The sequence below is a fragment of the Ruminococcus sp. SR1/5 genome (assembly GCF_000209835.1).
Lineage (GTDB): Bacteria > Bacillota > Clostridia > Lachnospirales > Lachnospiraceae > Blautia_A > Blautia_A fusiformis.
The window spans coordinates 988,284-1,006,528 of the sequence record NC_021014.1 but is presented as its reverse complement, the minus strand read 5'-3'; the positions used below and the strand labels follow the sequence as shown (position 1 = coordinate 1,006,528).

Genomic DNA, 18,245 nt, shown 5'->3' with positions numbered 1-18,245 from the left:
GGGGCATATATCTGTTTCTTTTGATCGATCTCTGGATCGTAGTAGCTTTCTTTCTGGAGATTTTTGCGGATATACTTCCTTCAGCCAGGCTTCTTTATGATGTTGTCTGGATCAGTGAGGCAGTCAAATGGGTGGCAGCGATCTATATGCTGCTCAATACTTTTGGAGAAACAGATTGCAGATATGGAAAGATTGTTTTGGTGGGAACAACGATTTATGCCTGTTCCCTTGTGGCAGATCGGATAGGGTATCTTTATGAGCCGATTTTGGGAGGAGGTTTCCCGGAGACAGGTGGGCTGATACTGACAGCTGCGTTTGGCTGTGTTCTGTGGAGAGATCTGTCAGAAGCATATAAGATCCGTCTGACTTATGAGGTATACAGTCATCAGACTGAACTTCGTCTCCTTGCCCAGAAAAATCATTACGACCGATTAAAAGAACAGATGGAAGAAACCAGCCGTGTCCGTCATGATATGCGTCAGCACCTTCGTGTTCTGTCTGCATTACTGGAACGTGAGCAGTATGGAGAAATGCAGAAATACCTTTGCCGGTATACCCGGGAATTCCAGGAACGTTTGCCCTATCATTCTTACTGTAAAAATCAGGTTGCCGATGCGATCTTACATTATTATGAAGAATTATGCAGAAAAAACGGGATCGTTTTTCAGTGTCAGGTAGAAGCACCGGAAAAAACAGGGATCCAGGATACAGATTTTTGTCGTCTCTTTGGTAATCTTCTGGAAAATGCCATAGAAGCGGCACAGCTTTGTCCGAAAGGCAGTTCCAGATTTGTCCGTGTACAGATACGTACCAGAAGTAATAAACTTCTTATAAAAGAAGAGAACAGCTGCACAGATCCCTTACGCAGAAATAAAACAGGATTTTTTTCAGGTAAGCATTCCGGACAGGGGATCGGAACTGCGTCGATCATGGAAATTGCGGCACGTTATGGAGGGTTTGCGGATTTTCAGTCTGAAAATGGCATTTTTAAAGCTGAGATATTTCTTCATCTGACGCAAAGAGATACTGAAGATAAGCTTTACGGATAGCAGAAGAGCCACGTTTCCGGATCTGGACGACCTCTCCGTTGTCCAGAAGGAAGCCTTCTTCAGAAGCTTCCTGTATACGGTCCATATTGACGACACAGCCACGGTAACAGGAGAGAAAATTGGGACAGTCCCGGATCTGCTCCTCAAATTTGTGAAAGGTAAGATAAGAACGGACCGGACCGGCGTCGGTATGAAGGCACACTGCATTTCGGAATGTATCTGCATATAAAATACTGCGCAGAGGGACCCGGATGGGAACCCGGTCAGAAACGACTTCAATGTAACGGGATGCCAGTAAATGCCTGGATTGAAAGGAATCCAGAATGGAACAGAGTTTTTCTGGCTGAAATGGTTTCAGAAGATAATAGGAGGCTCCTACATCATAGCTTTCCACAGCGAAATCACTGCTGGTAGTGACAAAAACAAGGATGCAGTTATCGGACTGTCTTCGGATCCTGCGCGCAGCTTCCATACCTGTCATCCCGTCCATATAAATATCCAGGAACAGGATCTGAAATTTTCCGGGCTGATAATCTTCAAAAAATTCTTCTGCGCTGAAAAAATGACAGATTTCTGCCCGGATCTGTTTTTTCTCAAAATAGGAAACAGCGATATTCTTCAGGGCTTCTGCATCCGTTGAGATGTCATCAATAATTGCAATATTCAAAATAATATAACCTCCGGTTTATAAAAGAGTAGTAAAAATAGTATATCATAACTTTTATGTATATCCAATATCGGATTTTGGCCTGAAATGACGTATTGTGTAGAAAATTATCAGGAATGAACGTGCTTTTAGTAGATATTTAACATAAAAATGTCATATTTCATGGAAACTGTCATTTTGTCACAGGTCTGTTGTCATTTCCTGATTAATTTTTTACAATAGCGTCAAAAGATACGAAAGGCGGTGGATATACGAAAAATAAGGGCAGCAGCTGGCGACACCAGAAACTGTTGACCAAAATCCAGATAAAAAACAATCCCCCAAGAGGGCTGTACTTCCAGATTTGAGGTACAGCCCTTTCCCCTGTCATAACAGTGATTCTTGACGGAATCGTGGAAATTCGCTATCATGGAAATGATTTTTATATACTTTGGAAGAAAACGGAGAAAATGCGCATGAACATTCTTAATATAGAACATATCCACAAAATTTTTGGAGATAAGGTGATATTTGATGATATCTCCTGCGGCATCGATCAGGGAGAAAAAATAGGTATCATCGGTGTAAACGGAACCGGTAAAACTACTTTGCTCCGCGTGATCGCTGGAGAGGAAGAACCGGACGAAGGGCAGGTGATCACCCAGAACGGGATCCGGATCAGCTGGCTTCCCCAGACTCCGGAATTTCCGCAGCATATGACCATTCTGGACTATGTGGCAGAAGGCAAATGGCAGAAGGACTGGAGTACCGAAAGTGAGGCCAGACGCATGCTGAATACACTTGGTATTACCGATCAGAATATTAATATGGATAATCTTTCCGGTGGTGAAAAGAAAAGAGTGGCGCTGGCAAGGATGCTTTTAAATCCGGCTGACATTCTGATCCTGGATGAGCCTACCAACCATCTGGACGGAGAAATGGTCATATGGCTGGAAGATTTTCTCCGGAATTTTCGTGGGACGGTGATCATGGTCACTCATGACCGTTATTTCCTGGATCGTGTGGCAAACCGGATTCTGGAGATCAGCCACGGAAAATTATATTCCTATGCAGGAGATTATTCCAGATTTCTGGAGCTGAAAGCGCAGAGAGAGGAAATGGAGCTTGCCAGTGACCGGAAGCGCCGCAGTGTACTTCGGATGGAACTGGAATGGGCAGCAAGAGGCTGTCGTGCCAGAAGTACAAAACAGAGAGCAAGGCTTGACCGTTTGGAAGCACTGAAGGCGGGAAAAACCCCGCTGAAAGAGCAGAATGTGGAAATGGATTCCATTGAGACCCGTATGGGAAAGAAAACCATAGAGTTTCATCATGTAACTAAAACCATCGAAGGTCGTCTTTTGATCAATGATTTTGATCATATTGTTCTCCGTGATCAGCGTCTCGGGATCATCGGACCAAATGGCTGCGGTAAGTCCACACTTCTTAAAATGGCAGATGGACTGATCTTGCCGGATTCCGGAGAGATTCAGATCGGAGAAACGATCCGTATCGGGTATCTTGCCCAAAACGTTCCGGATATGGATGGAAGACAGCGGGTGATCGATTATATCCGTGAGGTGGCGGAATATGTTCCGACAAAAGAAGGAAGGATCACAGCTTCCCAGATGCTTGAGAGATTTCTTTTTGATCCGGCCATGCAGTACACTCCGGTGGAGAAGCTTTCCGGAGGTGAGAAGCGAAGACTGTATCTTTTGAAGGTTCTGATGGAGGCGCCAAATGTTCTTCTTCTTGATGAGCCCGGAAATGATCTTGATATTCCCACCATGACCATTCTTGAGGACTATCTGGATTCTTTTTCCGGCATCGTGATCACGGTGTCCCATGACCGCTATTTCCTGGATAATGTGGTGAACCGTATTATGGCATTTGAGGGAGATGGCCGGCTTGTTCAGTATGAGGGCGGTTATACGGATTATCTGGAAGCAAAGGAAAGAAAGGGACAGTCTCTGGAAACGCGTTCAGATATGAATGGCGGTACAGTACAGGGAGAAACAGCTGAGCCTGAGAAAAAGAAATCCGCTGCAGATACCTGGAAACAGAACCGGAAACAGAAACTGAAATTCACCTATAAAGAACAGAAAGAATTTGACACTATTGACGATGACATTGCAGCATTGGAAGAACGTCTGGAGCAGATTGACAAAGAGATGGCTGCCAATGCCACAAATGTGGGAAAACTCCGGGAGCTTTCCGACGAGCAGCAGGAAATCCAGCAAAAGCTGGACGAAAAAATGGATCGCTGGGTATATTTAAATGATCTTGCAGAACAGATTGAAAATCAGAAAGAGTAAAAGATATTGACTTCTCAGGCAAAACTCTAGTATCATAAATAACGGTACGTTAACCGGATAAACTGCAAAGCAGTTATTCGGTTATGAGTAGGTAGCGAATGCGGATTTCGAATATCCGCTTAACTTTTGGTACTCTGCAATGAAAATCCTTATACGGATGTGTATGAGGATTTTCACTACAGTGTACCATATGCATTCCGAAAAGATTTCGGACAGAGAAAGGACAACATATGTCAGAAATGGTAAAAGTCGTTGTAGATGCAATGGGTGGTGACAATGCTCCCGAGGAACCGGTAAAAGCCGCAGTGGAAGCTGTGAAAGAAAAAGAGAACATCCAGGTTATCCTTACAGGAGTACAGGATGTGATCGAAGCAGAGCTTCGGAAATACCCGGATTATCCTAAGGACAGGATTCGTGTGGTGCATGCGTCTCAGGTGATCGAGACTGCGGAACCTCCGGTCATGGCTATCCAGAAAAAGAAAGATTCCTCTATTGTAGTGGGATTAAATCTTGTAAAAAACAGGAGGCCGATGCCTTTGTTTCCTCCGGAAGCACCGGTGCGGTACTGGTAGGAGGCCAGGTGATCGTAGGCAGGATCAAAGGGATCCGGAGACCACCTCTTGCTCCGCTGATCCCTACGGCAAAGGGCGTTTCCCTTCTGATCGACTGTGGTGCCAATGTAGATGCGAGACCAGATCATCTGGTACAGTTTGCGCAGATGGGTTCCATCTATATGGAAAATGTAGTGGGTATTAAGAAACCGAGAGTTGCTATCGTTAATAACGGTGCTGAGGAAGAAAAGGGCAATGCGCTGGTAAAGGCTACCTTCCCTCTGTTAAAAGCATGTAAGGATATCAATTTCATCGGAAGTATTGAGGCGAGAGATATCCCGTCAGGTTATGCAGATGTAGTAGTCTGTGAAGCTTTTGTAGGAAATGTGATCCTCAAGCTTTATGAAGGTGTTGGAGCTACTCTGATATCTATGATCAAAAAAGGTATGATGACAAACATTCGCAGTAAAATGGGAGCTCTGATGGTAAAACCTGCTCTTAAGGAAACCTTAAAATCATTTGATGCCAGTGAATATGGCGGAGCACCGCTTCTTGGTCTGAAAGGTCTTGTGGTCAAAAGCCACGGAAGTGCCAAAAGCGTAGAAATCCGTCATGCGATCTTTCAGTGCGAGCAGTTTAAGGAAGAGAAGATCAATGAAAAGATCGAGGAGTTTATAGCAGCTGAGCAGAAAGCACAGGCAGAAGAAAAAAGCGAAAAAATAAAACCGGGATTGCCGGAAATATTACAGACAGAACAGGAGGCGAACAGTCGTGGAACTGGAAATGCTGAAGACCATCATCGAAAAAACTCTGGGAAGAAATATGGATGCCATTACAGAAAAAACTACATTTGTGGATGATCTGGGAGTGGATTCTCTGGATTTTTTTCAGATTCTTATTGATCTGGAGGAAACTTTTGATGTTCGTATCGCCCCGGAGGAAGCCGAGGAGATCGTTACTGTCGGCGATGCAGTGGAGACTCTTCGCCGAGTAACGAAGGGAAGAAGAAATGGAAAATAATTTAAAAAAGCTGGAGCAGACTATCGGATACCAGTTTACCGCAAAATCTTTACTGGAGCAGGCAATGACACACAGCTCCTATGCCAACGAAAAACACCTTGGAAAGCTTGGATGCAATGAGCGTCTGGAGTTTCTTGGAGATGCGGTGCTGGAGCTGATCAGCAGTGATTTCCTGTATAAAAAATTCCGGAATAATCAGGAAGGTGAGTTGACCAAGAAACGTGCCAGCATGGTATGTGAAAAGAGTCTTGCCTACTGTGCAAGAGAATTCGGGCTTCCGGAGTTTATCCTCCTTGGAAGAGGTGAGGAAATGATGGGCGGTCGTAAAAGAGATTCCATCGTTTCTGATGGCCTGGAATCTCTGATCGGGGCTATGTATCTGGACGGTGGATTTGAACCGGCACAGGCTTTTGTTATGAAATTTATCCTGAACGATCTGGAGGATAAGAGGATTTTTTATGACAGCAAGACAGTGCTTCAGGAAATGGTACAGGAAGGCGGAAATCATCCGGTGGAATATCGTCTTCTGAAAGAAGAGGGACCGGACCACAGCAAGAGCTTTACTGTGGAGGCGCTGATCAATGGAAAAAGTATGGGAACCGGAATCGGCCATACAAAAAAGGCAGCAGAACAGGCTGCAGCCCTAGAGGCAATACGCAGTATAAAATAACAGCAGGTGGCCAATGTATCTGAAAAATATAGAGGTGCAGGGATTTAAATCCTTTGCACAGAAAATAAATTTTGAATTTCATAACGGGATCACCGGCATCGTAGGACCTAACGGCAGCGGAAAAAGTAATGTTGGCGATGCAGTCCGCTGGGTTCTGGGAGAACAGAGCGCCAAGCAGCTTCGAGGCGGGAATATGCAGGATGTTATCTTTTCAGGAACGGAGCTTCGCAAGCCTCTGAGCTTTGCGTCCGTGGCTATTACACTTGATAACAGTGATCACAAGCTCCCGGTGGATTTTGAAGAAGTAACCGTTACCAGAAGACTGTATCGTTCCGGTGAGAGCGAATACCGCATCAACGGCAGCTCCTGTCGTTTAAAGGACATCAATGAGATGTTCTATGATACCGGTATCGGAAAAGAAGGATATTCCATCATCGGACAGGGTCAGATCGATAAGATCTTAAGTGGAAAACCCGAAGAACGCCGAGAGCTTTTTGACGAGGCAGCCGGGATCGTCAAATTTAAAAGACGAAAAAATACCACACTGAAGAAGCTTGAGGAAGAACAACAGAATCTGGTCCGTGTCACGGACATCTTAAGTGAGCTGACCAAGCAGCTGGAACCGCTGGAACGTCAGTCTGAGACTGCAAAAATATATCTGGCAAAAAGAGAAAATCTGAAAGAGCTGGATATAAATATGTTCCTCCTGGAATATGAACACACCGGAAATCTGATCCGCGAGCTGGAAGAAAAAACCAGGATCGCAGAAAATCAGTTAAAAGAAGCCCAGGATGCTCATAGTCGTACCAAGGATGAATATGAACGTCTGGAAAAAATACTGGAAGAGCTGAATGAGCGGATGGAGGCGTTGAGGGAAGAAAGCCGGGATCGTGCTATCCGTAAACAACAGCTGTCCGGTGAGATCAATGTTCTTCATGAACAGATCCTGGCAGGAGAGCAGAATGACAGTCATTATCGCAGCCGTCTTTTAGCAGTTCAGGAAGATACGGAGAAAAAATCTACAGACCAGGAGGCTCTGGAAGAGCAAAAAGCAGATCTTCAGGCAAATTTACGGGAGATCGACAGAAAACTTGCTGACGAGCAGAAAAAAATGGACAATATCCAGAGCAGCATCGAAGAATGCACCCAGGCAGTGGAAGATGGTAAGAATGAGATCATTGAGATCCTTAATTCCCGTGCAAACACCAAAGGTAAGGCACAGCGTTTTGATGCCATGAAGGAGCAGCTGGATATCCGGAAAGCAGGAATCAGTCAGAGGATCCTTTCCCTGAAAACCCAGGAAGAGGAGCAGCAGTCAGCGATCGATCAGGCACAGAAGGAATACGACACTATCACGAAGGCCATTCAGGAAACCAGAGAAGAAGGCAGCCGTCTTACAAAAGAGATACATGCCATACAGGAAACCCTTAAACAGCAGAATACACAGCTGGAAAAGAAACAGACGTCCTATCATAGAGAGGCATCCAGACTGGAATCCCTCCGCAATATCACAGAACGTTATGATGGATATGGAAACAGTATCCGCCGTGTCATGGAACAGAAGAATCATGTTCCTGGGATCCGTGGCGTAGTGGCGGATATCATTCACGTTGAAAAAAATTATGAGATCGCTATTGAGACAGCTCTTGGCGGAAGTATTCAGAATATCGTTACGGATAACGAGCAGACTGCTAAGCAGATGATCGAATTCCTGAAGAAAAACCGGTATGGTCGTGCGACTTTTCTCCCGTTAAACAGCATTTCTTCAAGAGGCGAGTTTAATCAGAGAGGTGCTTTGAACGAACCGGGAGCTATTGGTCTTGCCAGTGGCCTGGTAACTGCAGAGAAGGAATATGACGGTCTGATCGGATATCTTCTTGGCAGAGTGCTGGTGGTGGATCATATCGATCATGCTATTGCCATTGCCAGAAAATACCGACACAGTATCCGTATGGTAACGTTGGAGGGAGAATCCTTAAGTCCAGGCGGTTCCATGACCGGTGGAGCTTTTAAGAACAACAGCAATCTTCTTGGGCGTCGTCGTGAGATCGAGGAACTGGAAAAGAAGGTAAAAGAGCTGGCAGCCGGGTATAATGAGATCCGACAGTCCATGGAAGATAACCGCAGCAGAAGAAATGAGATGCGTGATACGGTGGCGGCGCTGCAGCAGAAATTTCAGGAACAATCCATTCAGCAGAATACAGCTAGGTTGAACATTGAACAGCTGGAGAAAAAAGCGGAGGAGATCCGCGGCGGTTATACCAGGATCGAGAGGGAGCAGGAGGAGATCCGTCTTCAGGCAAGAGACATGCAGGCAGATAACATAAAGATCACGCAGGAACTTGAAGCATCCAAAAGGGATGAGGAAGAGCTGGAAACGTTTATCGAGACCCGGCAGAAGGAGCTGGAGGACTGGAAAAAGGACGAAGCGGAGACTTCAGAGAAGCTGGAAAGGATCCGTCTTGACGCATCTGCATCCCAGCAGAAGGAAAGCTTCATAAAGGAAAATCTGCGGCGCCTGAAAGAGGAAATCGAAGTTCTTTCGAAAGAGAGGGAAGAAATTCTGGATTCTCTGGAAAAAGGCAGCCAGGAAACTGCAGAAAAGAGAAAGACGATCGACAAGGTCCGTAAGGAGATCGAAGGCTTTGCCGCAAAAGAAGAGGTGGCTGCAAAACAGCTGGAAAAATGGCAGCAGGAAAAGGAAGAGCGCACAAAAAGCCATAAGGAGTTTTTTGAAAAGCGTGATGAGCTGTCTGGCCAGATCAGTCTTCTGGACAAAGAATGCTTCCGACTGAAGACTCAGGCAGAAAAGATCGAAGAGAACCGGGAAGCAAGGATTTCCTATATGTGGGAAGAATACGAGATCACTCCGAATAATGCCTTGCAGTACAGGAAAGAAGAAATGAATGACAGGCATGTGATGAAGCAGCAGATCCATAAATTAAAGGACGAGATCCGAGCTCTTGGCTCTGTCAACGTCAATGCCATTGAGGATTACAAAGAACTTCTGGAACGGCATACGTTCTTAAGCGGTCAGTACAACGATCTTTTGGAAGCGGAAAAAACGCTGGAACAGATCATCCAGGAGTTGGATGAGGGTATGCGGAAGCAGTTTAGCGAAAAATTCGGAGAGATCCAGAAAGAATTTGACAAAGCCTTCAAAGAACTGTTCGGCGGAGGCCGGGGAACTCTGGAACTTGCGGAAGACGAGGATATCCTTGAGGCCGGGATCCGGATCATTTCCCAGCCGCCCGGAAAAAACTTCAGAACATGATGCAGCTTTCCGGTGGAGAAAAAGCACTGACAGCCATTGCACTTCTTTTTGCTATCCAGAATCTGAAGCCTTCACCATTCTGTCTTCTGGATGAGATCGAGGCTGCACTGGATGATTCCAATGTAGGACGTTTTGCGGGATATCTTCAGAAGTTGACGAAGAACACACAATTTATTATAATAACACATAGACGTGGTACCATGAATGCAGCAGACAGGCTTTATGGAATTACCATGCAGGAAAAAGGGGTATCCACGCTGGTATCCGTAGATTTAGTAGAGAACCAGCTTACCCAGTAGCAGAGGGGATGAATCAGTATGGCAGAAGAAAAAAAAGGATTTTTTAAACGTCTGGTAAGCGGACTTACCAAAACGCGAGACAATATCGTTGCCGGCTTTGATTCCATTTTCAGCGGTTTTTCCAGTATTGATGATGATTTTTATGAAGAACTGGAAGAGATCCTGATCATGGGAGATATCGGCATTAACGCAACCACCTCCATTCTGGAGCATTTAAAGGAGCAGGTTGCTGAGCAGCATATCAAGGAGCCGTCCCAGTGCAAACAGCTTCTGATCGACAGCATCAAAAAACAGATGCAGGTAGAAAGCACAGAATATGAGTTTGAGAACCGGAAATCCGTGATCCTTGTGATCGGTGTCAACGGAGTAGGTAAGACTACCTCTGTAGGCAAACTGGCCGGTAAATTAAAGGATCAGGGAAAAAAGGTCATCCTCGGAGCAGCAGATACCTTCCGTGCGGCAGCCGGGGAGCAGCTGACACAGTGGGCCAACCGTGCAGGCGTTGAGATCATCGGCGGCCAGGACGGAGCAGATCCGGCATCTGTTGTCTATGATGCAGTGGCAGCAGCCAAAGCCAGAAATGCAGATATTCTGATCTGCGATACCGCAGGAAGACTTCATAATAAGAAAAACCTTATGGAAGAGCTTCGCAAGATTTACCGTATTCTGGAACGTGAGTATCCGGAAGCATATTTGGAAACACTGGTAGTTCTTGACGGAACCACGGGCCAGAATGCGCTTTCCCAGGCAAGACAGTTTGCCGAGGTCGCAAACGTTACCGGAATCATTCTTACCAAACTTGATGGTACAGCCAAGGGCGGAATCGCAGTAGCGATCCAGTCTGAGCTTGACATACCAGTAAAATACATCGGAGTAGGCGAAAGTATCGATGACCTGCAGAAATTTGATGCAGACGCATTTGTAAACGCCCTCTTTGACGTAGAAGAAAGGAGCTAAATACAAATGCTTACATTAGAGAGCTTTGAGGAAGCGGCAGCAAAAGTAAAAGAAGTGACACAGGAAACAAAGCTGATATACAGCAGTTATTTCTCAGATATGACGGGAAATAAGGTTTATCTGAAGCCAGAGAATATGCAGCGTACCGGTGCATATAAGGTGCGTGGCGCATATTACAAGATCAGCACACTTTCTGACGAAGAGAGGAACAAAGGTCTGATCACTGCATCTGCAGGAAATCATGCCCAGGGTGTTGCTTATGCTGCACATAAATATGGAGTAAAAGCAGTCATTGTCATGCCAACTACCACACCACTGATCAAGGTAGAGCGCACCAAGAGTTACGGTGCGGAGGTTATCCTTCACGGCGACGTATATGACGAAGCCTGCGCACACGCACTTGCCCTTGCAGAAGAAAAAGGATATACCTTTATCCATCCATTTGACGATCCGGCAGTAGCAACCGGTCAGGGAACTATCGCCATGGAGATCGTACAGGAACTTCCGCTTGTAGATTACATTCTGGTACCGATCGGAGGGGGCGGACTTGCTACAGGTGTCTCTACACTTGCGAAGCTTCTGAACCCACACATCAAAGTCATCGGTGTTGAGCCGGCAGGCGCAGCATGTATGAAGGCATCTCTGGAGAAAGGGGAGGTCGTAACGCTTCCTCACGTAAATACTATCGCAGATGGTACTGCAGTACAGACTCCGGGAAAAAATATCTTCCCATATATCCAGGAAAATCTGGACGATATCATTACCATCGATGATGATGAGCTGATCGTGGCTTTTCTGGATATGGTAGAAAACCACAAGATGATCGTAGAGAACTCCGGACTTCTTACTGTAGCAGCTCTCCGTCATCTGGATGTAAAGAATAAGAAGATCGTTTCCATCTTAAGCGGTGGAAATATGGATGTGATCACTATGTCATCGGTTGTACAGCACGGACTGATCCAGCGTGACCGTATCTTTACCGTATCCGTACTTATTCCGGATAAGCCAGGTGAACTGGTACGTGTTGCAAGTGTGATCGCTGAAAATCAGGGTAATGTTATCAAACTGGATCATAACCAGTTTGTAAGTACCAACCGAAATGCAGCCGTAGAACTTCGGATCACTATGGAAGCATTTGGAACAGATCATAAGAATCAGATCGTTGCAGCTCTGGAAAAAGCGGGTTGCAAACCGAGAGTGGTACGTGCTATACTGTAGGACGTGTTATATTGCAATAACTGAAACTTCTGACCGGACTGTTGCATATGATGTAACAGCCCGGTCTTTTGCGAAAATACCTGCATAGACAGAAAGGACAGATAAATATGTGTGGAATTGTAGGATTTACAGGTAGACACCAGGCAGCTCCGATCCTTTTAGATGGGCTCTCCAAGCTGGAATACAGAGGATATGATTCCGCTGGAATCGCCGTACGTGACGGCGAGGGCGAGACGGAAGTGATCAAAGCCAAGGGAAGACTGAAAGTTCTGTCAGAAAAGACAAACGGCGGAGAGACTGTACCGGGAACCTGTGGTATCGGTCATACCAGATGGGCAACTCATGGTGAACCTTCTGAGAACAATGCACATCCGCATATGACAGACGACGGTAATATCGTAGCAGTCCACAACGGCATCATTGAGAACTATCAGGAACTGAAAAATAAGCTCGCCCGTAAAGGCTATACTTTCTATTCTGAGACCGATACCGAGGTAGCAGTCAAGCTGATCGATTATTATTACAAGAAATATGAGGGAACACCGGTGGATGCCATCACACATTCCATGGTACGTATCCGTGGTTCCTATGCCCTTGCGATCATGTTCAGGGATTATCCGGGTGAAATATATGTAGCCAGAAAAGACAGCCCCATGATCCTTGGAGTGGCAGAAGATGAATCCTTTATCGCTTCTGACGTACCGGCGATCCTGAAATACACCCGCAATGTATATTATATCGGCAATCTGGAGATGGCGCGTGTGAAAAAAGGCGAAGTCACCTTCTACAATCTTGATGGAGATGAGATCGAGAAAGAGCTGAAAACCATTGAATGGGATGCAGAAGCAGCGGAAAAAGCCGGATATGAGCATTTCATGATGAAAGAGATCCATGAACAGCCAAAGGCAGTACTGGATACGTTGAATTCCGTGCTCAAGGATGGAAAGATCGACCTCAGTGAAGTTGGCCTGGAAGAAGAAAGCATCCGGAACATCCAGCAGATCTATATCATAGCCTGCGGCTCCGCTTATCACGTAGGAATGGCAGCACAGTATGTGATCGAGGATCTTGCACAGATCCCGGTAAGGGTAGAGCTTGCTTCCGAATTCCGTTACCGAAAAATGGCCCTTAACACCAACAGCCTTGCAGTGATCATCAGTCAGTCCGGTGAAACAGCAGACAGTCTTGCAGCACTTCGTAAATGCAAGGAAAATGGTATTCGTACACTGGGAATCGTTAATGTAGTGGGATCTTCCATTGCACGTGAGGCTGATAATGTATTTTATACTCTGGCCGGACCGGAGATTTCTGTAGCTACTACCAAGGCGTACAGCACACAGCTGATCGCAGCTTATACACTGGCGATCCAGTTTGCAATGGTAAGAGGAACGATCACAGAAGAAGCCTACAGCAATTATATCAGTGAACTGCAGACACTTCCGGATAAGATCTGTAAGATCCTGGAAGATAAGGAGCGTATCCAGTGGTTTGCCTCAAAACAGGCAAATGTAAAAGATGCTTTCTTTGTAGGAAGAGGAATTGATTACGCTATCAGCTTGGAGGGCAGTCTGAAGATGAAAGAGATCAGTTACATTCACTCTGAAGCCTATGCTGCCGGAGAGCTGAAACACGGAACGATCTCCCTGATCGAAGACGGGACTCTTGTGATCGGTGTGCTGACCCAGCCGGATCTCTACGAAAAAACTGTCAGCAACATGGTTGAGTGCAAGAGCCGCGGCGCCTACCTTATGGGCCTGACCACATTTGGCAATTACAATATCGAGGATACCGCAGACTTCACCGTCTATATCCCGAAAACAGACCCGCACTTTGCAACATCCCTGGCAGTGATCCCGCTTCAGCTTCTGGGCTACTACGTAAGCGTAGCCAAAGGACTGGATGTGGATAAACCACGAAATCTGGCGAAGAGCGTGACAGTGGAGTAAAAAATATATATGGACTATAGAGAAAGCCTCAGAGTATGTATATGCGAAAATACTCTGAGGCTTTTTTATAAAATCTTTACGCAAAAATAGTTTCATGGTATCATATAGACATATGATGCTGTGAAATTATTTTGCTTTTCAGGGGATATTAAGAAGGGGTGACGGGTACATGCTTATGCCGGTAGTGCCAGAGAGGAGATTGAACTGAAACCAGAGTGCCCGGACAGCCATAGAGCAGATAAAGGAGAAAAATTATCCGGAGTCTTTACAGAAATGTACAGGGAATATCCTGGCTTGTGGGGATCAATTATAACAAACCAATCAACAGTGGTAAGCTTTTGGAGCTGCTGTCACAGTACAAATAATAAGATAGGAAAAATATATGAAGAATACAGTGGTGATCTTTAATGCCGGTATCGGTGCGCTGACTCTTGGTTTTCAAAATGCCGGTTATGAGATTTTGAAAGCATATGAGCCGGACAGAAAAGTGATAGAGATCTATCAGGAAAATATAAGTCAAAATGTAACTGCATGCAGCCTTTCTTCCATAGATCCTGCCACAGTTCCGGACAGTGATGTCTGGGCTTTTGATCTGACGCAGTCGAAAGCAGAAGAGGTGTTTTATAGTTTGACCCTGGTGCAAAGAAGACGACCGCCGGCCATTCTTTTTGTTATGAAAAAGCAATTATGGAAAGGGTTCATAAAGGAGCACATTTTTCAGCTGCAAGAATATGGATACCATATCACGCATAAAAATATCCAGAGTTCGGAGGTTACTGCATTTCCGCTGCGGGAAGAATTTGCATATATTGTTTCAAAAAGAGTGAATGCTTCGGATATGATCATGCCGGTGCAGGTCCATAAGAGTAGTATCCTGTTGGATGGCTGGGTGGAAAATGAATCCACAGGATTCCTGGTATTACAGAATTGATTTTGCGAAAGAGAAGATTGATGCTTCGCATGCCGGTGACAGCGTTTTGTGTTGGGAAAAAGGCGGTTATCGGGAATCCGGGCAGGTTCGTCTGAATCTGATAAAAATGCCGCTGATCCGTATCCATGGCGTCTATCATAAGATCACACACAAAGAAATAGCCAGATTAAAGGGATTTCCGGAAGATTTTCCACGTTCTGTGCCAAACAAAAGCCGGATGTACAGAAGCCTGATATATGCGCCGAACATAAAAGTGACAGAACAGGTCGTTCGCAATCTCTGCGTAGAACCCTATATAAATTCAGAGGGTGATGTGCAGATGAAAAACTGGGAAAATATGGCCCGCTTTAAGCAGCTTTTTGAAAAATACCTTACATATAAAGGGGTTTCTTTCCAAAGCGATGAATGGGTCTTTATGACCAGAATGTACAGTGATTCCAAAGAAATCGCTACACTTAAACGGTTGCAGAGTTATAGCCGTCTGGTTGGAAAAGCAGTGTCAGATCAGAAAAAGGATCTGCCATTACAAAATATCTGTGTAGTGGCGAATCTGGTCTCTGATGAGACTAAGAGAAAGTACGAAGAGGCGAAGCTTGGATATGTCTGGGACATCCGAAATGTGCTGTGGCTCTTTGAAGACTATCCGGAACTGAAGAACGAACTGATCTCGATTCTGAATTATTCGGTGGAAAACATAGAACCGGAGAGACCGGAGCCTTTTATCTTTGAGGAAAGCAGCCAGATGGAGAATACGGATCCGGAATCGGTTGCTGACAGCTATATAGCGCAGTTAAAAGTGTTGGAGACCGGTAGTGCAGCTTTCAAGAAATATGAGGAACTTTGTGTTTCTATTCTGAAATATATCCTTGGAGAATATCTGACTTTGTGGGAGCAGCAGAAGACAACAGAGGAAAATCTGTATCGTTTTGACATGTGCTGTAAGATCAAAAACGGGGTGACACAGGATTTTTTTGACACGATCTGTAAGTATTTTTCTACGAAGTATATCGTGTTCGAGTTTAAAAACTATGAAAAGCCTATTACTCAGAGGGAAATTTACACTACAGAAAAATATCTGTACGAAAAAGCTCTCCGTAAAGTTGCGATCATTATTTCCAGAAAAGGAGCGGATAAACATGCGAAAATGGCTGCACGGGGAAGTCTACGGGAAAGCGGGAAACTGATCATCTGCCTGTCCGATGAAGATTTGAAAGCGATGCTCCAGATAAAAAAAGAAGGGGAAAAACAACGGGAGGGTATTTGGAAGATATTTTGGATGATATGCTGATGCGCCTGGAAAAATAGAAAATTTTGTGAAAAATAACTCAAAAATACTAATTTCGAAGGCAGAGTTTTAGAAGATGATCCGCTGCCTTCGAATTTTTTTATTTTCGAAATAAATCTGTTGTTGTAATATGGAAATTGATGTGGCATAATAAATGGGAAAATGTTAAAAATAAGAAAAATCCAGATTAAGGAAATGTAAGGTTGCATTTTCAGGATAACATGGCTCCTGACAGATTATGACAGGAAGCGAGTATGACAAAGGAGAAAATTATGGCAATTTTTTCAATGATCTTATCTTTGTTGTGTGGAGTATCATTATTTTTGTTTGGTATGTCCCTAATGGGCGATGGTCTGAAGCTGGCAGCTGGTAATAAGCTGGAAGCATTTCTTTATAAGATGACCAATACTCCGCTGAAGGGTGTCGCACTTGGTACTGGTGTTACCAGTGTGATCCAGTCGTCTTCTGCGACGACAGTTATGGTGATCGGTTTTGTAAACTCCGGTATGATGAAACTGAAACAGGCGATCGGTATCATCATGGGAGCCAATATCGGAACCAGTATTACTGGCTGGATCTTATGTCTTTCTTATATTGAAGGATCCAATGGAATCGCCAGTGTTCTTTCTACAGCAACTATTTCTGCGGTTGTGGCTGTAGTTGGTATTATTTTCCGTATGTTCTGTAAGCGTACCTTACATAAGAACGTGGGAAATATCATGCTTGGTTTTGCGATCCTGATGACAGGTATGCAGATGATGAGTGGAGCGGTATCTCCATTGCGTGAGAGTCCGATGTTCATCAAGATGCTGACTATGTTTTCCAATCCGATCGCAGGTATTCTCGTAGGTATCGCTTTTACTGCGGTACTCCAGAGTGCGTCTGCAACAGTCGGTGTGCTCCAGGCTCTTTCCGTAACCGGTATCCTGACATTTGCAAGTGCATTTCCGATCGTTCTTGGTATCGGTGTTGGTGCTGCATGTCCAGTTCTGATCTCAGCCATCGGAGCAAATAAGAACGGTAAAAGAACGGCTCTTGTATATCTGATCAATGACCTGTTTGGTCTGATTCTCTGGTCTGTGATCTTTTATACCGTGAATGCGTTTGTACATTTTACATTTATGGATATGACCATGACACCGGTAGCGATCGCACTTTTGAACACAGTTTTCCGTCTGGCAACGGTTATCGTGCTGTTCCCGTTTATTTCAAAGATCGAGAAGCTGGTATGCTGGCTTGTGAAGGATGACAAAGAAGATCTGGAAGATGAGGCAGACTTTGATCTTCTGGAAGAGCGTCTTCTGAATTATCCGGCCCTTGCTATCGCACAGTGTCACCGTGTAATGAACGGAATGTCCAAGAAGCTCCGTAAGAATGTCAACAGAGCCATGAATCTTCTGAATGATTATCAGCAGGATAAGTATGATAAGGTTCAGCGAAAAGAGGATCTGATCGACAAGTATGAAAGTCGTCTAGGAGAGTATCTGATCCAGCTGACAAAGAGAGAGATGAATTCTGCACAGACAAGACAGACTTCACTGTATCTGCATACGATCAATGACTTTGAGCGTATCGGTGATCATGCTTCTTACATTGCTCATATGTCCAATGAAATGCATGATAACCATACGAATTTTTCACAGGAAGCCTGGGATGAGCTGAATGTTGTTATGGAGGCAGTTCGTGAGGATATCAATATAACCTGCAATGCTTTCATGAAAGACGATAAAGAAATGGCACAGAGAGTAGCACCTCTCGGAGCTGTGATCACAGGACTTTGTGATGTACTGAAGATGCGTCATGCAGAGCGACTGAGCCAAGGCAAATGCGGACTGGAAGAGGGAACGGTATTTAGTGATATCCTCAACAGTTTCTGTCGTATCGCAACTCACTGTGCAAGTGCTATGGTGGCACTTATGAAGAGCGGAGAGACAGGATCTGATCTTCATATTCACGATTCCAAGATCTATCCCACAAACAATGCGGACTACTACCAGTATTTCAAGGAATACGGACAGAAATATGATATTGGAAATCAGGAAGGCCATATGCTCAGCATGGAGCCGGAAGAAGTAGAATAAGAAATT

At 44.9% G+C, this 18,245-nt stretch carries 13 protein-coding genes and 1 pseudogene; 13 read left to right on the top strand and 1 reads right to left on the bottom strand.

The annotated features are described in order from the left end of the window. Positions 1-1,049, top strand: a 1,049-nt coding sequence (locus CK1_RS05170; RefSeq protein ID WP_306288777.1) for a sensor histidine kinase, incomplete at its 5' end; no start/stop codon positions are given. On the opposite strand, the gene CK1_RS05165 is transcribed toward CK1_RS05170, so the two are convergent. Continuing rightward, complete coding sequence (locus CK1_RS05165) at positions 988-1,716, bottom strand: LytR/AlgR family response regulator transcription factor (RefSeq protein ID WP_114002550.1); 729 nt, start codon at positions 1,714-1,716, stop codon at positions 988-990. The genes CK1_RS05170 and CK1_RS05165 overlap by 62 nt on opposite strands. Before the next feature lie 455 nt (positions 1,717-2,171). On the opposite strand from CK1_RS05165, the gene CK1_RS05160 reads away from it, so the two are divergent. The 12 genes and pseudogenes from CK1_RS05160 to CK1_RS05110 all read left to right on the top strand — a co-directional run bounded on the left by CK1_RS05160 (position 2,172) and on the right by CK1_RS05110 (position 18,239). Continuing rightward, positions 2,172-4,007, top strand: coding sequence for an ABC-F family ATP-binding cassette domain-containing protein (locus tag CK1_RS05160; protein WP_015525236.1), 1,836 nt, complete (start codon positions 2,172-2,174; stop codon positions 4,005-4,007). A gap of 230 nt (positions 4,008-4,237) precedes the next feature. After that, positions 4,238-5,250 (top strand): annotated as a pseudogene (gene plsX, locus CK1_RS05155) (phosphate acyltransferase PlsX); the annotation flags it as partial. Between the two features lie 79 nt (positions 5,251-5,329). Then, on the top strand, positions 5,330-5,578 hold the full coding sequence (locus tag CK1_RS05150) for an acyl carrier protein (RefSeq protein WP_021652554.1): 249 nt from the start codon (positions 5,330-5,332) through the stop codon (positions 5,576-5,578). Then, a complete protein-coding gene (gene rnc, locus CK1_RS05145; protein WP_015525233.1) occupies positions 5,568-6,248 on the top strand; it encodes a ribonuclease III in 681 nt (226 codons plus the stop codon). The genes CK1_RS05150 and rnc overlap by 11 nt, the downstream gene beginning before the upstream one ends. Positions 6,249-6,261: 13 nt before the next feature. After that, positions 6,262-9,522: a chromosome segregation protein SMC gene (gene smc, locus CK1_RS05140; protein ID WP_015525232.1), complete on the top strand. Its 3,261-nt coding sequence runs from the start codon at positions 6,262-6,264 to the stop codon at positions 9,520-9,522. Continuing rightward, positions 9,519-9,821 carry an AAA family ATPase gene (locus CK1_RS18040; RefSeq protein WP_015525231.1) on the top strand — a complete coding sequence of 101 codons (303 nt, stop codon included), beginning with the start codon at positions 9,519-9,521 and terminating at the stop codon, positions 9,819-9,821. The genes smc and CK1_RS18040 overlap by 4 nt, the downstream gene beginning before the upstream one ends. 18 nt (positions 9,822-9,839) lie before the next feature. Further along, on the top strand, positions 9,840-10,778 hold the full coding sequence (gene ftsY, locus CK1_RS05135) for a signal recognition particle-docking protein FtsY (protein ID WP_015525230.1): 939 nt from the start codon (positions 9,840-9,842) through the stop codon (positions 10,776-10,778). Between the two features lie 6 nt (positions 10,779-10,784). Then, complete coding sequence (gene ilvA / locus CK1_RS05130; RefSeq protein WP_015525229.1) at positions 10,785-11,996, top strand: threonine ammonia-lyase; 1,212 nt, start codon at positions 10,785-10,787, stop codon at positions 11,994-11,996. Positions 11,997-12,103: 107 nt separating this feature from the next. Continuing rightward, positions 12,104-13,942, top strand: a complete 1,839-nt coding sequence (gene glmS, locus CK1_RS05125; RefSeq protein ID WP_015525228.1) for a glutamine--fructose-6-phosphate transaminase (isomerizing) — start codon at positions 12,104-12,106, stop codon at positions 13,940-13,942. Between the two features lie 382 nt (positions 13,943-14,324). Next, the gene (locus CK1_RS05120) at positions 14,325-14,873 is read left to right on the top strand and encodes a DNA cytosine methyltransferase (protein ID WP_015525227.1); all 549 of its coding nucleotides are present in this window, start codon (positions 14,325-14,327) and stop codon (positions 14,871-14,873) included. Then, entirely contained in the window at positions 14,839-16,161 is a 1,323-nt protein-coding gene (locus CK1_RS05115; protein WP_015525226.1) for a hypothetical protein, read from the top strand. The genes CK1_RS05120 and CK1_RS05115 overlap by 35 nt, the downstream gene beginning before the upstream one ends. A 269-nt stretch (positions 16,162-16,430) precedes the next feature. After that, entirely contained in the window at positions 16,431-18,239 is a 1,809-nt protein-coding gene (locus tag CK1_RS05110; RefSeq protein ID WP_147603519.1) for a Na/Pi cotransporter family protein, read from the top strand. Positions 18,240-18,245 lie beyond the last annotated feature (6 nt).